The sequence below is a fragment of the Teichococcus aerophilus genome (genome assembly GCF_014490485.1).
Taxonomy (GTDB): Bacteria; Pseudomonadota; Alphaproteobacteria; order Acetobacterales; family Acetobacteraceae; genus Pseudoroseomonas; species Pseudoroseomonas aerophila.
Window position 1 is genome coordinate 1 of record NZ_JACTVA010000047.1, and the last position, 17,580, is coordinate 17,580.

At 69.0% G+C, this 17,580-nt stretch carries 15 protein-coding genes; 14 read left to right on the forward strand and 1 reads right to left on the reverse strand.

Features of this window, described 5'->3' with window-relative positions:
* The 5 genes from infB to rpsO form a co-directional block, all read left to right on the forward strand.
* A partial coding sequence (infB, locus tag IBL26_RS20075; RefSeq protein ID WP_241749610.1) for a translation initiation factor IF-2 occupies positions 1–2,089 on the forward strand: 2,089 nt, incomplete at its 5' end.
* A 239-nt stretch (positions 2,090–2,328) separates the two neighbouring features.
* The gene (rbfA, locus tag IBL26_RS20080; protein ID WP_187786295.1) at positions 2,329–2,775 is read left to right on the forward strand and encodes a 30S ribosome-binding factor RbfA; all 447 of its coding nucleotides are present in this window, start codon (positions 2,329–2,331) and stop codon (positions 2,773–2,775) included.
* Positions 2,772–3,170, forward strand: a complete 399-nt coding sequence (locus IBL26_RS20085) for an acyl-CoA thioesterase (protein ID WP_187786296.1) — start codon at positions 2,772–2,774, stop codon at positions 3,168–3,170. The genes rbfA and IBL26_RS20085 overlap by 4 nt, the downstream gene beginning before the upstream one ends.
* 146 nt (positions 3,171–3,316) lie before the next feature.
* Complete coding sequence (gene truB, locus IBL26_RS20090) at positions 3,317–4,318, forward strand: tRNA pseudouridine(55) synthase TruB (protein WP_187786297.1); 1,002 nt, start codon at positions 3,317–3,319, stop codon at positions 4,316–4,318.
* 5 nt (positions 4,319–4,323) lie between these two features.
* Positions 4,324–4,596 (forward strand): 30S ribosomal protein S15, encoded by a 273-nt coding sequence (gene rpsO / locus IBL26_RS20095; protein WP_408901958.1) that lies wholly within the window; start codon positions 4,324–4,326, stop codon positions 4,594–4,596.
* 336 nt (positions 4,597–4,932) lie between these two features.
* Here rpsO and lhpI read toward each other — a convergent pair whose 3' ends face one another.
* The gene (lhpI, locus tag IBL26_RS20100; protein ID WP_187786298.1) at positions 4,933–5,874 is read right to left on the reverse strand and encodes a bifunctional Delta(1)-pyrroline-2-carboxylate/Delta(1)-piperideine-2-carboxylate reductase; all 942 of its coding nucleotides are present in this window, start codon (positions 5,872–5,874) and stop codon (positions 4,933–4,935) included.
* A 258-nt stretch (positions 5,875–6,132) separates the two neighbouring features.
* On the opposite strand from lhpI, the gene IBL26_RS20105 reads away from it, so the two are divergent.
* The 9 genes from IBL26_RS20105 (at position 6,133) to IBL26_RS20145 (ending at position 17,264) form a co-directional block, all read left to right on the forward strand.
* Complete coding sequence (locus tag IBL26_RS20105) at positions 6,133–7,197, forward strand: amino acid ABC transporter substrate-binding protein (RefSeq protein ID WP_187786299.1); 1,065 nt, start codon at positions 6,133–6,135, stop codon at positions 7,195–7,197.
* 83 nt (positions 7,198–7,280) lie between these two features.
* Positions 7,281–8,483 (forward strand): amino acid ABC transporter permease, encoded by a 1,203-nt coding sequence (locus tag IBL26_RS20110; protein ID WP_187786300.1) that lies wholly within the window; start codon positions 7,281–7,283, stop codon positions 8,481–8,483.
* 63 nt (positions 8,484–8,546) lie between these two features.
* Positions 8,547–9,689 (forward strand): amino acid ABC transporter permease, encoded by a 1,143-nt coding sequence (locus tag IBL26_RS20115; RefSeq protein ID WP_187786301.1) that lies wholly within the window; start codon positions 8,547–8,549, stop codon positions 9,687–9,689.
* A gap of 40 nt (positions 9,690–9,729) precedes the next feature.
* Positions 9,730–10,518: an amino acid ABC transporter ATP-binding protein gene (locus IBL26_RS20120; protein WP_277817345.1), complete on the forward strand. Its 789-nt coding sequence runs from the start codon at positions 9,730–9,732 to the stop codon at positions 10,516–10,518.
* A gap of 469 nt (positions 10,519–10,987) precedes the next feature.
* Complete coding sequence (locus IBL26_RS20125; RefSeq protein ID WP_187786302.1) at positions 10,988–12,832, forward strand: potassium transporter Kup; 1,845 nt, start codon at positions 10,988–10,990, stop codon at positions 12,830–12,832.
* Between the two features lie 9 nt (positions 12,833–12,841).
* Entirely contained in the window at positions 12,842–13,993 is a 1,152-nt protein-coding gene (locus tag IBL26_RS20130) for a glycosyltransferase family 4 protein (protein ID WP_187786303.1), read from the forward strand.
* Positions 13,990–15,183 carry a glycosyltransferase gene (locus IBL26_RS20135; protein ID WP_187786304.1) on the forward strand — a complete coding sequence of 398 codons (1,194 nt, stop codon included), beginning with the start codon at positions 13,990–13,992 and terminating at the stop codon, positions 15,181–15,183. Before IBL26_RS20130 ends, IBL26_RS20135 begins: the two co-directional genes overlap by 4 nt.
* A 105-nt stretch (positions 15,184–15,288) precedes the next feature.
* Positions 15,289–16,281, forward strand: a complete 993-nt coding sequence (locus tag IBL26_RS20140) for a GDP-mannose 4,6-dehydratase (protein WP_187786305.1) — start codon at positions 15,289–15,291, stop codon at positions 16,279–16,281.
* 11 nt (positions 16,282–16,292) lie between these two features.
* Positions 16,293–17,264 (forward strand): GDP-mannose 4,6-dehydratase, encoded by a 972-nt coding sequence (locus IBL26_RS20145; RefSeq protein WP_241749612.1) that lies wholly within the window; start codon positions 16,293–16,295, stop codon positions 17,262–17,264.
* Positions 17,265–17,580 lie beyond the last annotated feature (316 nt).

The following is a 17,580-nucleotide window of genomic DNA, read 5'->3' on the forward strand; positions in this document are numbered from 1 at the left end:
CGCTGCCCCGGGTGCCGCCGCGCCGGCGGCTGCCCCCGGTGCCGCCGCGCCGCGCCTGACCCTGCGGGGCCGGGACGAGGGTGGCGAGGAAGAGCGTCGCGGTCCCGCGCGCCGGCCGATGGGTGGCCCGCTGGCCGCCAAGAAGCCGATGCCGGTGCCGGTCAAGAAGACCCCGGTTACCGACCGCCGCCGTGACGGCCGCATCGACGTCGCCGCCGCGATCGAGGGCGAGGACGAGCGCAGCCGCTCCATGGCTTCCGTCCGCCGCGCCCGTGAGCGTGAGCGCCGGCAGCAGGAGCTGCAGCGCCTGCGCAATGACGGCGTGAAGGTCGTGCGCGAAGTGGTGGTGCCGGAAGCCATCACCGTGCAGGAACTGGCCAACCGCATGGCCGCCCGTGGCGGCGAGGTGGTGAAGGCCCTGTTCCGCATGGGCGTGATGGCCACGCTGACCCAGACCATCGATGCCGATACGGCGGAGCTGGTGGTCAACGAGTTCGGCCACCGCGTGAAGCGCGTGTCGGAAGCCGATGTCGAGCAGGGCCTGACCGGCACTGCGGACATCGACACCGACCTGCAGGTGCGTGCGCCTGTCGTGACCATCATGGGCCATGTCGACCACGGCAAGACCAGCCTGCTGGACGCGCTGCGCAAGACCGACGTGGCGGCGCGCGAGGCCGGTGGCATCACGCAGCATATCGGCGCCTATCAGGTGACGATCGCCGGCGGTCAGAAGATCACCTTCCTGGACACGCCGGGCCATGAGGCCTTCACCGCCATGCGCGCCCGTGGCGCGTCGGTGACGGACATGGTCGTGCTGGTCGTCGCCGCCGATGACGGCGTCATGCCGCAGACGATCGAGGCGATCCACCACGCGAAGGCGGCGAACGTGCCGCTGATCGTGGCGGTCAACAAGATCGACAAGCAGGGCGTGAACCTCGACCGCGTGCGGCAGGAACTGCTGCAGCACGAGATCGTGGTGGAATCCCTGGGTGGCGACACGCAGGAGATCCAGGTCTCGGCGCTGAAGGGCACCAATCTCGACAAGCTGCAGGAAGCCATCCTGCTGCAGGCCGAGGTGCTGGACCTGAAGGCGAACCCGGACCGTGCCGCCGAAGGCACCGTGATCGAGAGCAAGCTGGACAAGGGCCGTGGCCCGGTGGCCACCGTGCTCGTCCAGAAGGGCACGCTGCGCCAGGGCGACCTGGTCGTGGCCGGCGCCGAATGGGGCCGCGTGCGCGCCATGCTGGACGACAAGGGCCGCCAGGTGAAGGAGGCGGGCCCGAGCCTGCCGGTCGAGATCCTGGGCCTGTCCGGCGTGCCGACCGCTGGCGAGACCTTCGTGGCCGTCGAGAACGAGAGCCGCGCCCGCGAGATCTCCGAGTACCGTCAGCGCGTGGCGCGGGACAAGCAGGCGGCTGCCGCCGGCGCGGCCCGTGGCACCCTGGCCGACATGATGGCCCGCGTGGCCGCTGGCGTGCAGAAGGAAGTGGCCGTCGTCGTCAAGGCCGACGTGCAGGGCTCCGCCGAAGCGCTGGTGGTGACGCTGAACAAGCTGTCGCGAGACGAGGTGAAGGTGCGGGTGCTGCATAGCGGCGTCGGCCAGATCACCGAATCCGACATCCAGCTGGCCAAGGCGTCCAACGCCGTGGTCGTCGCCTTCAACGTCCGGGCCACCACCCAGGCGCGCGAGATGGCGAACCGCGACGGTGTCGACATCCGGTACTACTCGATCATCTACCAGGTGTCGGACGACGTGCAGGCGATGGTGCGCGGCAAGCTGGCCCCGATCCAGCGGGAGAAGTTCCTGGGCTACGCCCAGATCCTGCAGGTCTTCGAGGTCAAGCGCCTGGGCAAGATCGCCGGTTGCCGCGTCACCGAAGGTGTGGTCCGCCGCGGTTGCGGTGTCCGCCTGCTGCGCGACGGCGTCGTCATCCACCAGGGCGAGCTGGCGACGCTGCGCCGCTTCAAGGACGACGTGAAGGAAGTCACGAACGGCTACGATTGCGGTATGAGCTTCGCCAACTACGACGACATCCGCGTCGACGACCAGATCGAGTGCTACGAGACGGAGACCGTCGCGGCGGTCTGATCGTACCCTCGGACGCCGGGCGGGCGCTTCGCGCCCTCGGCACCGTCGCCGGAGTGTGTGGTCGCTGAAGGCGGAATCGCCGGACGTGAGCCACACGCTCCACGGGTGGCGGGCCGCCCTCGCGGCCCCGGCCGGCACAAGCCGGCAGCGGGCTTCGCGAGGTCCTGGCACCTGATCCTATTCTCTGCAGCCCGGCGGGCGACCGCCGGGCTGTTGTTCTTTGTGGAAGACCCTCATCCATGGCCAAGCAACCGGCCGGCAGCGGCCCCACCCAGCGCATGCTGCGTGTCGCGGAGGAAGTGCGTCACGCACTCTCCGCCGTCTTCACCCGTGGCGAGATGCGCGACGAGGACCTGCTGGACACCCGCGTGACGGTGACGGAGGTGCGCGCCTCCCCCGACCTGCAGCACATGACCTGCTTCGTCAGCGGCCTCGGCCGCCGGCTGAGCAAGGAAGAGATGGACGGCCTGCGCCGCATCCAGCCCTGGCTGCGCAAGCAGGTGGCCAGTGCCGTGCGGCTGCGCCACGCGCCGGAGCTGCATTTCCAGCATGACGAGGCGCTGGAATATGCCGCGAAGATCGATACCGTGATGCGCCGGCCGGAAGTGCTGCAGGACCTGCAGGGCCGCCCGGCCAAGCCTGGCCTGCCCGCCAGTGACGCCGACCCCGAGGCCGAGACCGAATGAGCAACCGCCCGCCGCCGGAAGATCCGCCGAAGGCCGACCCCGTCATCCGCACCACCGCCATGCCGGCGGATACCAACCCGGCCGGCGATATCTTCGGCGGTTGGCTGATGGGGCTGATGGACATGGCCGCCGGCAGCGCCGCCACCCGCCGCGCCCGGGGCCGCTGCGCCACCGTGGCGGTGGAGGCGATGAGCTTCCTCTCCCCGGTGCGGGTGGGCGACGAGGTCTCCTTCTACGCCACCGTGCTGACCACCGGCCGGACCTCCATGCGCATCCGCGTGGAAGCCTGGCGGCGGGAGCGGGAAGGGGACCACATGAACCGCGTGACCGATGCGGTGTTCACCTTCGTGGCGCTGGACCAGACCGGGCGCCCACGCCCGGTGCCGGCGGCCTGAGCGGCGCCTTCGCGTCAATGCGCTGGACGCCTTCGCGCCAAGGCGTAGGCGCCTCGGCGCGCCACCGCTGCTTCGAGCCGGGACGCTTCAGCCCAAGCGCCCCGGCTGCACGCCCTGACTGAAACGACTGACTGGAACTCGCAAAGATGCCTCGCCCGCACCGCAAGCCACGCGGACTCCCGCTCGATGGCTGGCTGATCGTCGATAAGCCCTCCGGCATGGGCTCCACGGATGTGGTGAACAAGCTGAAGCGCGCCTTCAACGCCCAGAAGGTCGGGCATGGCGGGACGCTGGACCCGCTGGCCACCGGCGTGTTGCCCATCGCCTTCGGCGCCGCCACCAAGACCGTGCCCTACGTCATGGACGGCACCAAGACCTACCGCTTCACGCTGAAGTTCGGCGATGAGCGGGATACGGACGACGCGGATGGCAAGACCATCGCGACCTCCGATGTGCGCCCGACGGATGACGAGATCCGCGCGGCGCTGCCCGCCTTCATCGGCGACATCATGCAGATCCCGCCGATCTATTCCGCCATCAAGGTGAATGGCGAGCGCGCCTACGACATGGCGCGCGAAGGCCAGCTGGTCGAGCTCGCCCCCCGCCCGGCACGGGTGGACAAGTTCGAGCTGGAGTCGCGCCCGGACGTGGACACCGCCATCTTCACCGTGCAGTCCGGCAAGGGCGTCTATATGCGCTCCCTCGCCCGCGATATCGCCCGCGCGGTGGGCAGCGTGGGGCATATTGCCACGTTGCGCCGCATGCGGGTCGGTCCCTTCCTGGAAGCGGCGGCGATTCCGCTGGACAAACTGCTTCCGACGGAGGATACCCCGCCTCCTTCCCCGGACCTCCTGCTCCCCGTAACGACCGCGCTGGCCGACATCCCGGCACTGGCCCTAACGGACGCAGAGGCTGCCCGCCTATCCTTCGGCCAGACCATCTCCCTGGTCGAACTGATGGGGCGGATCCCGGACGACGCCAACCCCGCAGGGGGCCTGGTGCGCGCGATGGCGGGGGGGCGCCTGAAGGGCCTGGCCAGGCTGGAGGACGGACTTGTCCGCCCCGAACGCTGGCTTGGCCCGGGTGAGACGACATTTGTCGCACCGCCGCCCGTGGGCGCGGATGACGACACAGAACTGAAAGGCTGAAGCCGATGTCGATGTTGACCGCTGAGCGTCGCGCCGAAATCATCAAGGAATACGCGACGAAGGAAGGCGATACGGGTAGCCCGGAAGTGCAGGTCGCCCTGCTGTCCGAGCGCATCTCCTCGCTGACCGAGCACCTGAAGGCCCACCCGAAGGACTTCCACAGCCGCCGTGGCCTGCTGGTCCTGGTCGGCCAGCGTCGTGGCCTGCTCGACTACACCAAGAAGAAGAGCCAGACCCGCTACGAGAGCCTGATCGGCCGCCTCGGCCTGCGCCGCTAAACAGCGCTTCAGCCCGAACGATATGAACGCCGGTCTCCGCAAGGAGGCCGGCGTTTTTCGTTTGGGGGCGGCCGGTTCAGGGAAGCGAAGGCCGGGGAAGGAATTCCCCGGGCCCCTTCTTTTTTTCTGCGAGTTTGGTGTGGCGCTTCAGGAATAGGAGCTGGCGCTGCTTGATGATTTTAATAATGGGCCACGCGGACTGAACCCCAGTCGCCGGAGGTCTAGGACCTCCGGCGCACCCAGCCGTATCTCAGGCGCACCCCCTCTGCAGCCGCGCCCGCAAAACTCGAAAAAAGAAAAGATGGGGTCCGGGGAATTCCTTCCCCGGCCATCCCGTCACCCCGCCCCCTCGCTCTCATAGGCCAGCACAGCCGCCGCGAGGTCTTCCCCCGCCCAGCCGACCGACTTGAACAGGGTCACGTCCCCGGCGTTGGTGCGGCCGGGATGCGTGCCGCGGCAGAGGTCGAACAGGTCGGCCTGGATGTGGTTGGCGTCGATGCTGCCATCGGCGATGGCTTGCACGACGTCGCCGGCCTCGGCCAGGGCGCCGGGGCGGGTATCGACGAACAGGCGGGCGCGGCGCACCAGGGCGGAGTCGCTTTCGCGCATGTCGGGCCGGAAGGCGCCGATCAGGTCCACATGCGTGCCGGGGGCGATGCTGGCGCCGGCCAGCAGCGGCGTGGTGGAGAGGGTGGCGGCGGAGATGATGTCGGCCCCCGCCGGGTCGGGCGTGGCCACGGCGCGGGCGGGCAGGCCGGCGGCCGCCAGGCTGGCGGCCAGCTTTGCTGCGCTCTCCGCACGGCGGGACCAGATGCGGATGTCGCGCAGGCCGAAGCGGGCGGCATAGGCCTCGGCCAGGGCGTGGGCCACCTTGCCGCTGCCCAGCAGCAGCAGGGTCTGGCTGTCCGGCCGCGCCAGGTAGCCGGCGGCCAGCACGCTGGCGGCGGCGGTGCGGCGGTCGGTCAGTGTGCCGCCATCCAGGATGCAGAGCGGCTGGCCGCTTTCACCGTCCGACAGCAGGTAGACCGAGTGCACCGCCTGCAGGCCGGGCTGCTTCGCGTTGGCGGGATTCACGTGGACGATCTTGACCCCGGTGAAGCGGTGCGCCTGCCAGGCCGGCATCAGCAGCAGGGAGCCTTCGGCTGCCTCTTTTTGCGGCAAAGGGTGCCGGTGGCGCAGCGGGGCCTCGCAGCCGGTGCGGAACATCTCCCGCAACGCCTCCAGCAGGGCGGGCCAGGGCAGGCGGGCGGTGGTTTCGGTCTTGTCCAGCATCCGCATGAAGGGTGGGCATCTCCGCCGTGGGGTGGGCCGCATTTTGCTGGGCGGGGGGGGGCAGGGGCAACAGCTGGCAAGAAGTTTGCTTATGGAGTGAAACCATGCTTCTCGCGGAGTGAGACGGCATGGCACCATTGCGTCTTTCTCATGGCAGCATTACGCCTGGGAAGATCGGCGACGCTCGCCGGTCCGTGCGTCGAATAAATGCCCGTCGTCCCCCTGAGGCGCGGTCGGGCCGAGTGGATTTGGGAGAGAGTGACGATGAAGCCGACACGGCTTGCTACACTGCGCGCCACCACCATCCGGGCCCTTGGCGCGGTTGCCCTCGTCACGGCCGCGGCCATGCCCGCCCTGGCGCAGCAGGCGGCGCCGGCGTCCGGCGCCGATACGCTGGGTGCGATTCGCGCCCGCGGCGCGCTGATCTGCGGCGTGAACACCGGCCTGGCGGGCTTTGCCCAGCCGAACAGCCAGGGTGCCTGGCAGGGCTTCGACGTCGATTATTGCCGCGCCGTCGCGGTGGCTATTTTCAATGACCCGACCAAGGTGCGCTACGTGCCGCTGACGGCGCAGAACCGCTTCACGGCGCTGCAGTCCGGCGAAGTGGACATGGCCGCGCGCAACACGACCGTGACGCTGTCCCGCGACACGTCGCTGGGCTTCGATTTCCCGGCCATCAACTTCTATGACGGCCAGGGCTTCATGGTGAAGGCCAGCCTGGGCGTGAAGTCGGCCAAGGAGCTGAACGGCGCCACCATCTGCGTCCAGCCCGGCACGACGACCGAGCAGAACCTGACCGACTGGGCCCGCGCCAACAGCATCCAGTTCACCCCGGTGGTGATCGAGCGCGTCGAGGAAGTCGTCGGCGCCTATGCCGCCGGCCGCTGCGATGCCTACACCACGGACGTGTCCGGCCTGGCCGCCACCCGCTCTGCCCAGCCGAACCCGGCGGACCACGTGATCCTGCCGGAAGTGATCAGCAAGGAGCCGCTGGGCCCGTTCGTCCGCCAGGGTGACCCGCGCTTCGCCGACATCGTGCGCTGGACCCACAACGCACTGCTGACGGCCGAGGAGCTGAACATCACCACGGCGAACGTGGACCAGGCCGTGGCCGGCGATGCCCGCCCCGAAGCGCAGCGCCTGCTGGGCAAGAACGGCGGCCTCGGCCAGATGCTGGGCCTGGACAACGCCTGGGCTGCCAACATCGTCAAGAAGATCGGCAACTACGGCGAGATCTTCGAGCGCAACCTGGCACCGATCGGCATCCAGCGCGGCCCGAACGCCCAGTGGACGAATGGCGGCCTGCAGTTCTCTCCGCCGTTCCGTTGATCTGACTCCGGTGGCCGGGCGGTTGCCCGGCCACCGTCCCCGCCCGCTCGCGGCGGACATTTGCAATGACGAGAGGCTCCCCGATGTCCGACACGGCCGCTGACCCCCGATTGCTTCGCGCACCACCCAAACGCGGGTTGCGCCTCTCATGGGCGGATGAGCGGTTCCGCGCCATCATCTGGCAGGTGCTGATCGTCGGCGTCGTGGCAGGGGTCATCTGGTGGCTGGTGGGCAACACCCGGCACAACCTGGAAGTGCGCCGCATCGCTACCGGCTTCGGCTTCCTCACGCGCGAGGCGGGGCTGCCCATCGCCGAATCGCTGGTGCCCTACACACCTGCCAGCACCTATGCGCGGGCGTTGCTGGTCGGCGTGCTGAACACGCTGAAGGTCGCCGTCATCGGCGTGGTGCTGGCGACCGTGCTGGGCACGTTGATCGGCATCGCGCGCCTCTCCAAGAACTGGCTGCTCTCCCGCATCGCGGCCACCTACATCGAAGTCATCCGTGACCTGCCGCTGCTGCTGCAGCTGCTGTTCTGGTACACGCTGATGCAGACGCTTCCCGGGCCGCGCCAGGCGATGCACCCGGTCGAAGGCGTCTTCCTCTCCAACCGCGGCCTGCGCCTGCCCTGGATCCAGTGGGAGGACGCGCACAGCTTCGCGCTGCTCGGCATGGTTGTCGGCATCATCGCGGCGGTCGTGTATGGCCGCTCCGCCCGCGCCAAGCAGATGCAGGATGGCCAGCCGCGCAAGATCTGGCCCGCGGCGGTCGGGCTGATCGTCGGCCTGCCGCTGGTGATCTGGGCCGCCTGGGGCGCACCGTTCCAGGGCGACATCCCGGCGCTGCGCGGCTTCAACTTCCAGGGCGGCATGAGCATCTCGCCCGAGTATTTCGCCCTGCTGGCCGGCCTCGTCACCTACACCGCCGGCTTCATCGCCGAGATCGTCCGCGCCGGCATCCAGGCGGTGCCGGGCGGGCAGTGGGAGGCGTCCGAGGCGCTGGGCCTGCAGCGCGGCAAGATCATGCGGCTGGTGGTGCTGCCGCAGGCGCTGCGGGTGATCATCCCGCCAATGACCAGCCAGTACCTGAACCTGACCAAGAATTCCTCCCTGGCCGTCGCCATCGGCTACCAGGATATCGTCTCGATCGCCAACACCACGCTGAACCAGACCGGCCAGGCCATCGAGGGCATCGCCATCATCATGGGCGTGTACCTGACCATCAGCCTATCGATCAGCCTGTTCATGAACTGGTATAATTCGCGCATCGCGCTGGTGGAGCGTTGATCATGGCCCGCCTTCAAACCCCTGGGCGCCTTCCGCGCACCGCGCCGGTGGAGTGCTGACCCGATGAGCGACGCCACCCTCCACGCCCCCGCCGTTTCGGCGGACACCCCCTCCCGCCGCCCGCCCATCACCGTGGTGGGGCCGGTGGCCTGGGCAAGGGCCAGCCTGTTCTCCTCCTGGCTGTCCACCGCCGTCACGCTGGCGCTGGCCTATCTGCTGGCCCGCTGGATTATCGGCTTCGTCGACTGGGCGTTCATCAACGCCATCTGGTCCGTGCCGGTGAACGCGCAGGGTGCGCAGACCCAGGCCTGCCGTGCCCTGCAGGGCGCCGGCGCCTGCTGGGCCGTGATCACCGAGAAGCACCGGTTCATTCTTTTCGGCACCTACCCCTACGATGAGCACTGGCGGCCGCTGGTCTGCGTGTTCCTGTTCATCGGGCTTTACATCGTCTCGGCGATGCGGCGCTTCTGGCGGAAGGAGCTGGCGCTGATCTGGGCCGGCGTGCTGTTCCTCATCGGCTTCCTGATGTGGGGCGGCGCGCTGGGCATGCCCTATGTGCCGCAGGAGCGCTGGGGCGGTCTGGTCATCACCCTGATCCTGTCCACCTTCGGCATCGCCTTCGCCTTCCCGCTGGCCGTCCTCGTCGCCCTCGGCCGCCGGTCCAGGATGCCGGCGATCAAGATGCTCTGCGTCGTGTACGTGGAGCTGATCCGCGGCGTGCCGCTGATCTCCCTGCTGTTCATGGCCAGCGTCATGTTCCCGCTGTTCCTCCCGGAAGGCATGAACATCGACAAGCTGCTGCGCGCGCAGGTGGCCATCATCCTGTTCGCCGCCGCCTACCTGGCGGAAGTGGTGCGCGGCGGCCTGCAGGCGCTCTCCCGCGGGCAGTACGAGGCGGCGGACGCGCTTGGCCTCTCCTATTGGCAGAAGACGCTGTTCATCATCCTGCCGCAGGCGCTGCGGCTGGTCATCCCGCCGCTGGTGAACACCTTCATCGGCATGTTCAAGGATACGTCGCTGGTGCTGATCATCGGCATCTTCGACTTGCTGACCGCGGGCAAGACCGCCATCGTCGAGCCCGCCTGGCAGGGCTTCGGCATCGAGGTCTATGTCTTCGTCGGCATCATCTACTTCATCTTCTGCTTCGCCATGTCCCGCTACAGCCAGGGACTGGAGCGTGGCCTGAACCAGCACCGGGTGCGCTGATGCCCACCCCCATCAACCGCACCGCCAAGGAAGCGTCCCGATGAGCGTCACGACCGAAACCGCTGTGGCCTCCGCCGCCCGTACCGACGCACCGCCGGCCATCCTGCTGGACAAGGTGAACAAGTGGTACGGCGCGATGCACGTGCTGCGCGACATCAACCTCAGCGTGGCCGAGGGTGAGCGCGTGGTGGTCTGCGGGCCGTCCGGCTCCGGCAAGTCCACCATGATCCGCTGCATCAACCGGCTGGAGCAGCACCAGGAAGGCCGCATCATCGTCGACGGCATCGAGCTGAACGACGACATGCGCAACCTGGACGCCATCCGCCGCGAGGTCGGCATGGTGTTCCAGTCCTTCAACCTGTTCCCGCACCTGACGGTGCTGGAGAATTGCACCCTGGCCCCCATCTGGGTCCGCCGCACCCCCAAGAAGGAAGCGGAGGAGCAGGCGATGGAATACCTGCGCCGGGTCAAGATCCCCGAGCAGGCGTTGAAGTACCCCGGCCAGCTCTCCGGCGGCCAGCAGCAGCGCGTGGCCATCGCCCGCGCGCTGTGCATGAAGCCCAAGATCATGCTGTTCGACGAGCCGACCTCGGCGCTCGATCCGGAAATGATCAAGGAAGTGCTGGATACCATGGTGATGCTGGCCGATACCGGCATGACCATGATCTGCGTGACCCACGAAATGGGCTTCGCCCAGCAGGTGGCCGACCGCGTGGTGTTCATGGACCGCGGCGAAGTGGTCGAATCCGGCACGCCGAGCCAGGTGTTCAACGACCCCAAGACGGACCGGCTGAAGATGTTCCTCAGCCAGATCCTGCGCGGGCACTGACCGGCGGGAAGGGGCGGGGCGGGTTCCGCCTTGCCCCTGGCGCTGGCTTGGCCATCGGCTCCTGCCCCGGGGGCGATGTCCGGAGGTTGGAGAAGGCCGGGGAAGGAATTCCCCGGACCCCTTCTTTCTTTCTGCGAGTTTGGTGTGGCGCTGCGGGACTGAGAGCGGGCGCTTCTTGATGATTTTATCAATGGGCACGCGGGCTGAATCCGCAGTCGCCGGAGGTCCAGGACCTCCGGCGCACCCAACCGTCTCTTAGACCCGCCCTCTCAACGGCCCACTCGGCAAAAACTCGGAAAAAGAAAAGAAGGGCCCCGGGGAATTCCTTCCCCGGCCTTAGACCCCACCCGACGGCCGGCCCGGGGGGAGCCGGCCCTTGCATGGCAACCCCCCGAACCCCTATGCGTTGCGGCTGCACCAAACCAGCACGGCCGTGTCCTCCATTTCCTCATCTCCTGACGCCCGCCCGATGACGCCTGCGCTGGTTCTCGGCGTCCTGGGCGTTGTCTTCGGCGATATCGGCACCAGCCCGCTTTATGCGCTGCGTGCCTCCCTGCTGCACTTCTCGGCCGATGGGCTGGAGCGGTGGGAGATCCTCGGCGTCCTCAGCCTGATCTTCTGGTCGCTAATCCTGGTGGTGACGGTGAAATACGTCCTGCTGGTGCTGCGCGCGGATAACCGGGGGGAGGGCGGCATCCTGGCGCTGATGGCCCTGGCCCAGCGCGTGGCGCGGTCCGACCGTTCCCGCCGCTTCGTCGCCATCGTCGGCGTCATCGGCGCGGCGCTGTTCTTCGGGGATGGCATCATCACCCCGGCGGTCTCGGTGCTCTCGGCGGTGGAGGGGCTGAAGATCGTCTCCCCCGCCTTCGACGGCGCGGTCATCCCGATTTCCCTGGCCATCCTGGTGGCGCTGTTCCTGGTGCAGCATCGCGGCACGCACGGGCTGGGGCGCATCTTCGGCCCCATCACGGCGGTATGGTTCGCCAGCCTCGGCATCCTCGGCCTCATCGAGGTGATCAAGGAGCCGGAGGTGCTGGCGGCGCTCAGCCCGCACCATGCCATCACCTTCTGCGCCACCTACAAGCTGGCGGCCTTCATCGCGCTCGGCTCCGTCGTGCTGGCGGTGACGGGGGCGGAGGCGCTGTATGCCGACATGGGCCATTTCGGCGCCAGGCCCATCCGCTTCGCCTGGCTGTGGTTCGTGCTGCCGTCCCTGACGCTGAACTACCTGGGCCAGGGCGCGCTGCTGCTGAGCGACCAGCATGCGCTGGAGAACCCGTTCTACCTGTTGGCGCCGGACTGGCTGCGGCTGCCGCTGGTGGTGCTGGCGACGCTGGCCACCATCATCGCCAGCCAGGCGATGATCTCGGGCGCCTTCTCCATCGGCCGGCAATGCGTGCAGATGGGCTTCATGCCCCGCCTGGTCGTGCACCATACGAGCGAGACGGAGGAGGGGCAGATCTACATGCCGCAGATCAACTACGCCCTGCTGGCCGGCGTGGTGATCCTGGTGCTCTCCTTCCACGATTCGGACAGCCTGGCCGCCGCCTACGGTATCGCGGTGACGGGCACCTTCCTCTGCACCTCCATCCTGGCCGGGCTGGTGCTGCGGCGGCGCTTCAACTGGCCGGTGCTGGGCGTGGTGGCGGTGATGGTGCCGCTGTTCCTGCTGGACCTCAGCTTCTTCATCTCCAACGTCCTGAAGGTGCCGGATGGCGGCTGGGTGCCGCTGGTCCTCGGCGCACTGCTCTGCGTGATGATGATGACGTGGCGCCGGGGCCGGGACCTGTTGTTCGACCGCTTCCGGCAGGACAGCCTGCCGCTGAAGTCCTTCCTGGCCCGCCTGCCGCAGTCCCGTACCATCCGCGTGCCGGGCATCGCCGTGTTCATGACCGGCCAGGCCGACTACCTGCCCAATGCGCTGCTGCACAACCTGAAGCACAACAAGGTGCTGCATGAGCGGGTGCTGTTCGTCACCGTCATCAACGAGGACGTGCCCCAGGCGCAGGAGCGGCGGGAAGTGACGGAGATGGCGCCGGGTATCCACCGCGTCATCCTGCGCTACGGCTTCCAGGAGAGCCCGAACATCCCGCGGGAGCTGGAGGCGCTGCGCGAGTACGGCGTCGATTTCGAGGCGATGCAGGCCAGCTACTTCCTGGGGCGGGAGACGCTGGTGGCCGCCGCCGTGCCCAAGCTGCCGCGCTGGCAGCAGGCGCTGTTCTCGGTGATGAGCCGCAATGCCGTGCCCGCCACCGAGTTCTTCCGCATCCCGAGCGACCGCGTGGTCGAGCTCGGCGTGCGCGTGGCCATCTGAGCCGCGCCGTTGCGGGTCCTGCTCTGGTACTGGGGGCGGCGGGGCGGCGGGGCGCAATTCGCGCTGTGCCTGGCCCGTGGGCTGATGGAGCGGCCGGATGTCTCCCTGGCGCTGTCCGTCTCGCGCGAGGGGGATCTGGTCCGCGAGTTCCAGGCGCTGGGCGTGCCGTGCGACAGCGTGCCCACCTACCGCAATGCGCTGGGCTTCGCGCTGGGCTTCGCGCGGGTGCGCGGCCTGGCGCGGCGGCTGCGGCGGCAGGCGCAGCTGTTCGGCGCCGATGTCGTGCTCTCCGCCATGCCGCATCTGTGGACGCCGCTGGTGGCGCCGGCCCTGCGGCGCGCCGGCATTCCCTTCGTGCCGATCCTGCATGACGGCCTGCCGCATCCCGGCGACCCCGCCATCGCCTGGCACTGGCGGCTGCGGCGGGAACTGGCGGCGGCACGTGGAGCGGTAACACTCTCCGCCGCCGTGGAGGATGTCATCCGCGCACAGGCACCCGGGCTGCCGCTGTTCCGCCTGCCACTCGGCGCGCATCTGCCGGGGGAAGCGCCAAGGGGCGCGCTGTCGGGCACGGCCGTCAGCCACGACTTCCTCTTCTTCGGCCGCATCCGGGCCTATAAGGGCCTGGACCTGCTGCGGGACGCCTTCGCGCAACTCCGCCAAACGCATCCCGCCGCCACGCTGCGGGTGGTGGGGGAGGGCGATATCGAGGCCGCCGCCCCCGGCCTCTCGGCGCTGCCGGGCGTGACGGTGGAGCCGCGCTGGGTGGCGGATGATGCCATTCCCGCCTTGGTTGCCTCCGCCCGCGCCGTGGTGCTGCCCTACCGGGAGGCCAGCCAGTCCGGCGTGCTCCCGATCGCCCTGGCCTGTGGCGTGCCGGTGGTGGCGACGCCGGTGGGCGGCCTGGCCGAGCAGTTGCGGGATGGCGAGACCGGCCTGCTGGCCGCCGCCCCCACCGCCGGGGCGCTGGCCGCTGCCATGGCGCGGCTGCTGGAGGACAAGGCGCTGTATGCCAGCCTGGCCGAGGGCGCCCGCCGCCACGGTGCCGAGCTGATGGATTGGGGCGCCCAGGCCCAGACGCTGCTGGACGGCATCCGCCCCTGGGTGCGGCCGGGCTCCGGCGCCAAGGTCGCCACCAGCGGCACCGGGGCAAGCGCGTGATCCGCCGCCTGTGGGCGCTGCTGCCGCGCCGGCTGCGGCGGGAAGCACTGTTTGGCGCCATGGCCGCGCTGGCGCCGCGGATCGACCGGCCGGAGCCGGATGGGGATTGGCGGCATGGCGGTAGCCTGACCGTCGCCGGCTATTTCAGCGCCGCCACCGGGCTGGGCGCCGCCACCCGCCGCCTGGCCGCCGGGATGCGGGAGAGCGGGCTGCAGCCGCTGGAGGTGGACCTGACCGGCCCGCTGCGCCAGCGCACCGGCCCCGAGGGCGCCCGCCCGCCCGTGCCGGTGCCGGCGGGGCCCGGCACGCTGCTGGTGCATGTGAACGGCTTCATGCTGCCTTGGGCGCTGAAGGTGCTGGGCAAGCGCGCCGTGCGTGGCAAGCGCGTCATCGCCGTATGGAACTGGGAGCTGCCGGTGCTGCCGGCGGACTGGCACCGTGGCTTCGCCTGCTGCCATGAGATCTGGGTCGGCGCCGAGTTCGTCGCCCAGGCCTGCCGTGCCGCCCCTGGCTGCCCGCCGGTGCGGGTGGTGCCCTATCCGATTCTGCCGCGCCCCGAACCCTCGGCGCTGTCCCGTGCCGATTTCGGCCTGCCGGCGGAAGCTTTCGTCACGCTCGCGCTGTTCGACGCCACCTCCTCCCTGGCGCGGAAGAACCCGCTGGGCGCGATCGCGGCGCACCATGCCGCCTTCGGCGACCGGGCAGACCGCATCCTGGTGATCAAGACGCATGCCACGGCGGATGCCGGCCCGGGCTGGGCGGAGGTGGCGCGTGCCGCCGCCGCGCATCCCAATATCCGCATCATGGAGCAGCATCTGCCCCGCGCCGGGCTGTGGGCGCTGGTGGCGGCGGCGGATTGCATGCTCTCCCTCCACCGGTCCGAGGGCTATGGCTTCGCCATTGCCGAGGCGATGGCGCTGGGACGTGCCGTCATCGCCACCGGCTGGTCCGGCAATATGGACTTCATGACAGGTCCGGGAGCCTTTATGGTGCCCTACCGGCTGGTGCCGGCGCATGACCCGCAGGAGATCTACGACATCCCCGGCGCTTCCTGGGCTGAGCCGGACATCGCGGCGGCGGCTAGCCTGCTGCAGGCCCTGGCGGAGCGGCCCTTCCACCCGGCCCCCGTTTCCATACCGATTCCGGATTACGAAGCGCTGCTGTCCGACAGGCCCAAAGGCGGAGCCTGAGCTTGACAGCGAGGCGGCAACTGAAACAGAGCCAAGGCGCGAAACTGGCCCTCCTGCGGCCTAACCGCTAGACAACAGACCTTATGAAAGACGAGACCTGCTGACATGCCTCGTGCATTGATTACCGGCGTCACCGGCCAGGACGGTGCTTATCTCTCCCAGCTGCTGCTGGAGAAAGGCTACGAGGTGTTCGGCCTGCTGCGCCGCTCCGCCTCCTCTGACGTGATCGATGCCCGCCTGCGGTGGCTGGGCATTGACGGTCAGGTGACGATGCTGGACGGCAACCTGACCGACCTGTCCTCCCTGATCCGGGTGATGGAAGAGGCGAAGCCGGACGAGGTGTACAATCTCGGCGCCCAGAGCTTCGTGAAGACCTCCTGGACCCAGCCGCTGCTGACCGGGCAGGTCACCGCCATGGGCGTCGGCAACATGCTGGAGGCGGTCCGCCTCGTCGCCCCCAAGGCGCGTTTCTACCAGGCCAGCTCCTCCGAGATGTACGGCCTGATCCAGGAGCCGGTGCAGGACGAGAACACGCCGTTCTACCCGCGTAGCCCCTATGCGGTGGCCAAGCTGTACGGCCACTGGATGACGGTGAACTACCGCGAGTCCTTCGGCCTGCACGCCTCCAGCGGCATCCTGTTCAACCACGAGAGCCCGCTGCGTGGCCTGGAATTCGTGACCCGCAAGATCACGGACGGCGTCGCCCGCATCAAGCTGGGCCTGGCGACCGAGCTGCCGCTGGGCAACCTGGACGCCAAGCGCGACTGGGGCCACGCGAAGGACTATGTTCGCGCCATGCACCTGATGCTGCAGCAGGAGGTGGCCGATGACTACGTCGTCGCCACCCACCGCACCACGACGGTGCGTGAGTTCTGCCGCATCGCCTTCGCGCATGTCGGACTGGACTACGAGAAGCACGTCACGGTGAACCCGGCCTTCATGCGCCCGGCCGAGGTGGACGTGCTGCACGGCAACCCGGCCAAGGCCACCGCCAAGCTGGGCTGGACGCCGGAGATCACGCTGGAGCAGATGGTTCAGGAGATGGTCGAGGCCGACCTGAAGCGCCACAACGCCCGGATGGCGGCTAACAAGGCCTGATGGCGACCGGCATGCCGCAGAAGATCCTTGTCACGGGGGCAGCCGGCTTCGTCGGCCGCCACCTGATGTCGCGGCTGCGGCATGCCTTCCCCCGCGCCACGCTGGTGGCGGCCGAGCGGGACGGCGCCCCGCGCTGCCCAGTGGCCGACCTCCACCTGTCCATGGACCTGGAGCAACCGGCCAGCCTGGATGCCCTGGTGGCCGAGGCGATGCCCGATGCCATCGTGCACCTGGCGGCGCAGGCCGCCGTCGGTGCCGCCTTCGCCGACCCGGTGCATACCTGGCGGGTGAACCTGCTGGGCACGCTGGCGCTGGCCGACAGCGTGCTGAAGCGGGCGCCCCAGGCGACCTTCCTGTTCGTCTCCTCCGCCGAGACCTACGGGCTCAGCTTCCGCGACATCGACGCGGCGCTGGACGAGAACGCGCCGATGCGCCCGGGCAACCCCTACGCCGCCAGCAAGGCCGCCTGCGACATCGCGCTCGGCGAGATGGCGCTGCGGGGGCTGCGCTGCGTGCGGATGCGCCCGTCCAACCACACTGGCACCGGGCAGAGCGACAGCTTCGTCGTGCCCGCCTTCGCGCACCAGATCGCGCGCATCGAGGTCGGGTTGCAGGAACCGGTGATGCGCGTCGGTGCCCTGGACCGGTGGCGGGACTTCCTGGATGTGCGCGACGTCTGCGATGCCTACGTGCTGGCCCTGAAGGCGGCGCCGGAGCTGCCGGTGGCCAGCGTGTTCAACATCGCCTCCGGTCAGCCGCGCCGCATCGGCGATATCCTGGACGCGCTGCTCAGCCGTAGCGATACGCAGGTCAAGGTGGTGGAAGACGCCGGCCGCCTGCGCCCCACCGACGTCATGCGGACGCTGGGCAATGCCAGCTTGGCACGCCAGCACTTGAATTGGAGCGCCACGGTGCCGTGGGACGAAACCCTGGACACGGTGTTGGCCGATTGGCGGGCACGCGTGCGGGCCGAGGCGGCGTAGGGTCCACGCCCGGCGGCTCGATTGGGTTGGAGGGAAGGCCGGGGAAGGAATTCCCCGGACCCCATCTTTTCTTTTTTCGAGTTGTTGCCGGCGGGGCCGTTGATAGGTCTGGCTTGAGATACGGCTGGGTGCGCCGGAGGTCCTGAACCTCCGGCGACTGACAGTTCAGCCCGCGTGGCCCATTTTTAAAATCATCAATCGGCGTCCGCTCTCAGTCCTACAGCCTGACGCCAAACGCGCAGAAAAAAGATGGGGTCCGGGGAATTCCTTCCCCGGCCCTTTTCTTTTCTTCCTGCCCCTGACAACGCAACGCATC

Excerpts from the sequence above, each read along its gene's own strand:
- rbfA (WP_187786295.1), top strand. The coding sequence starts at position 2,329 with ATGGCCAAGCAACCGGCCGGCAGCGGCCCCACCCAGCGCATGCTGCGT.
- IBL26_RS20085 (WP_187786296.1), top strand. The coding sequence starts at position 2,772 with ATGAGCAACCGCCCGCCGCCGGAAGATCCGCCGAAGGCCGACCCCGTC.
- truB (WP_187786297.1), top strand. The coding sequence starts at position 3,317 with ATGCCTCGCCCGCACCGCAAGCCACGCGGACTCCCGCTCGATGGCTGG.
- rpsO (WP_408901958.1), top strand. The coding sequence starts at position 4,324 with ATGTCGATGTTGACCGCTGAGCGTCGCGCCGAAATCATCAAGGAATAC.
- lhpI (WP_187786298.1), bottom strand. The coding sequence starts at position 5,874 with ATGCGGATGCTGGACAAGACCGAAACCACCGCCCGCCTGCCCTGGCCC.
- IBL26_RS20105 (WP_187786299.1), top strand. The coding sequence starts at position 6,133 with ATGAAGCCGACACGGCTTGCTACACTGCGCGCCACCACCATCCGGGCC.
- IBL26_RS20110 (WP_187786300.1), top strand. The coding sequence starts at position 7,281 with ATGTCCGACACGGCCGCTGACCCCCGATTGCTTCGCGCACCACCCAAA.
- IBL26_RS20115 (WP_187786301.1), top strand. The coding sequence starts at position 8,547 with ATGAGCGACGCCACCCTCCACGCCCCCGCCGTTTCGGCGGACACCCCC.
- IBL26_RS20120 (WP_277817345.1), top strand. The coding sequence starts at position 9,730 with ATGAGCGTCACGACCGAAACCGCTGTGGCCTCCGCCGCCCGTACCGAC.
- IBL26_RS20125 (WP_187786302.1), top strand. The coding sequence starts at position 10,988 with ATGACGCCTGCGCTGGTTCTCGGCGTCCTGGGCGTTGTCTTCGGCGAT.
- IBL26_RS20140 (WP_187786305.1), top strand. The coding sequence starts at position 15,289 with ATGCCTCGTGCATTGATTACCGGCGTCACCGGCCAGGACGGTGCTTAT.
- IBL26_RS20145 (WP_241749612.1), top strand. The coding sequence starts at position 16,293 with ATGCCGCAGAAGATCCTTGTCACGGGGGCAGCCGGCTTCGTCGGCCGC.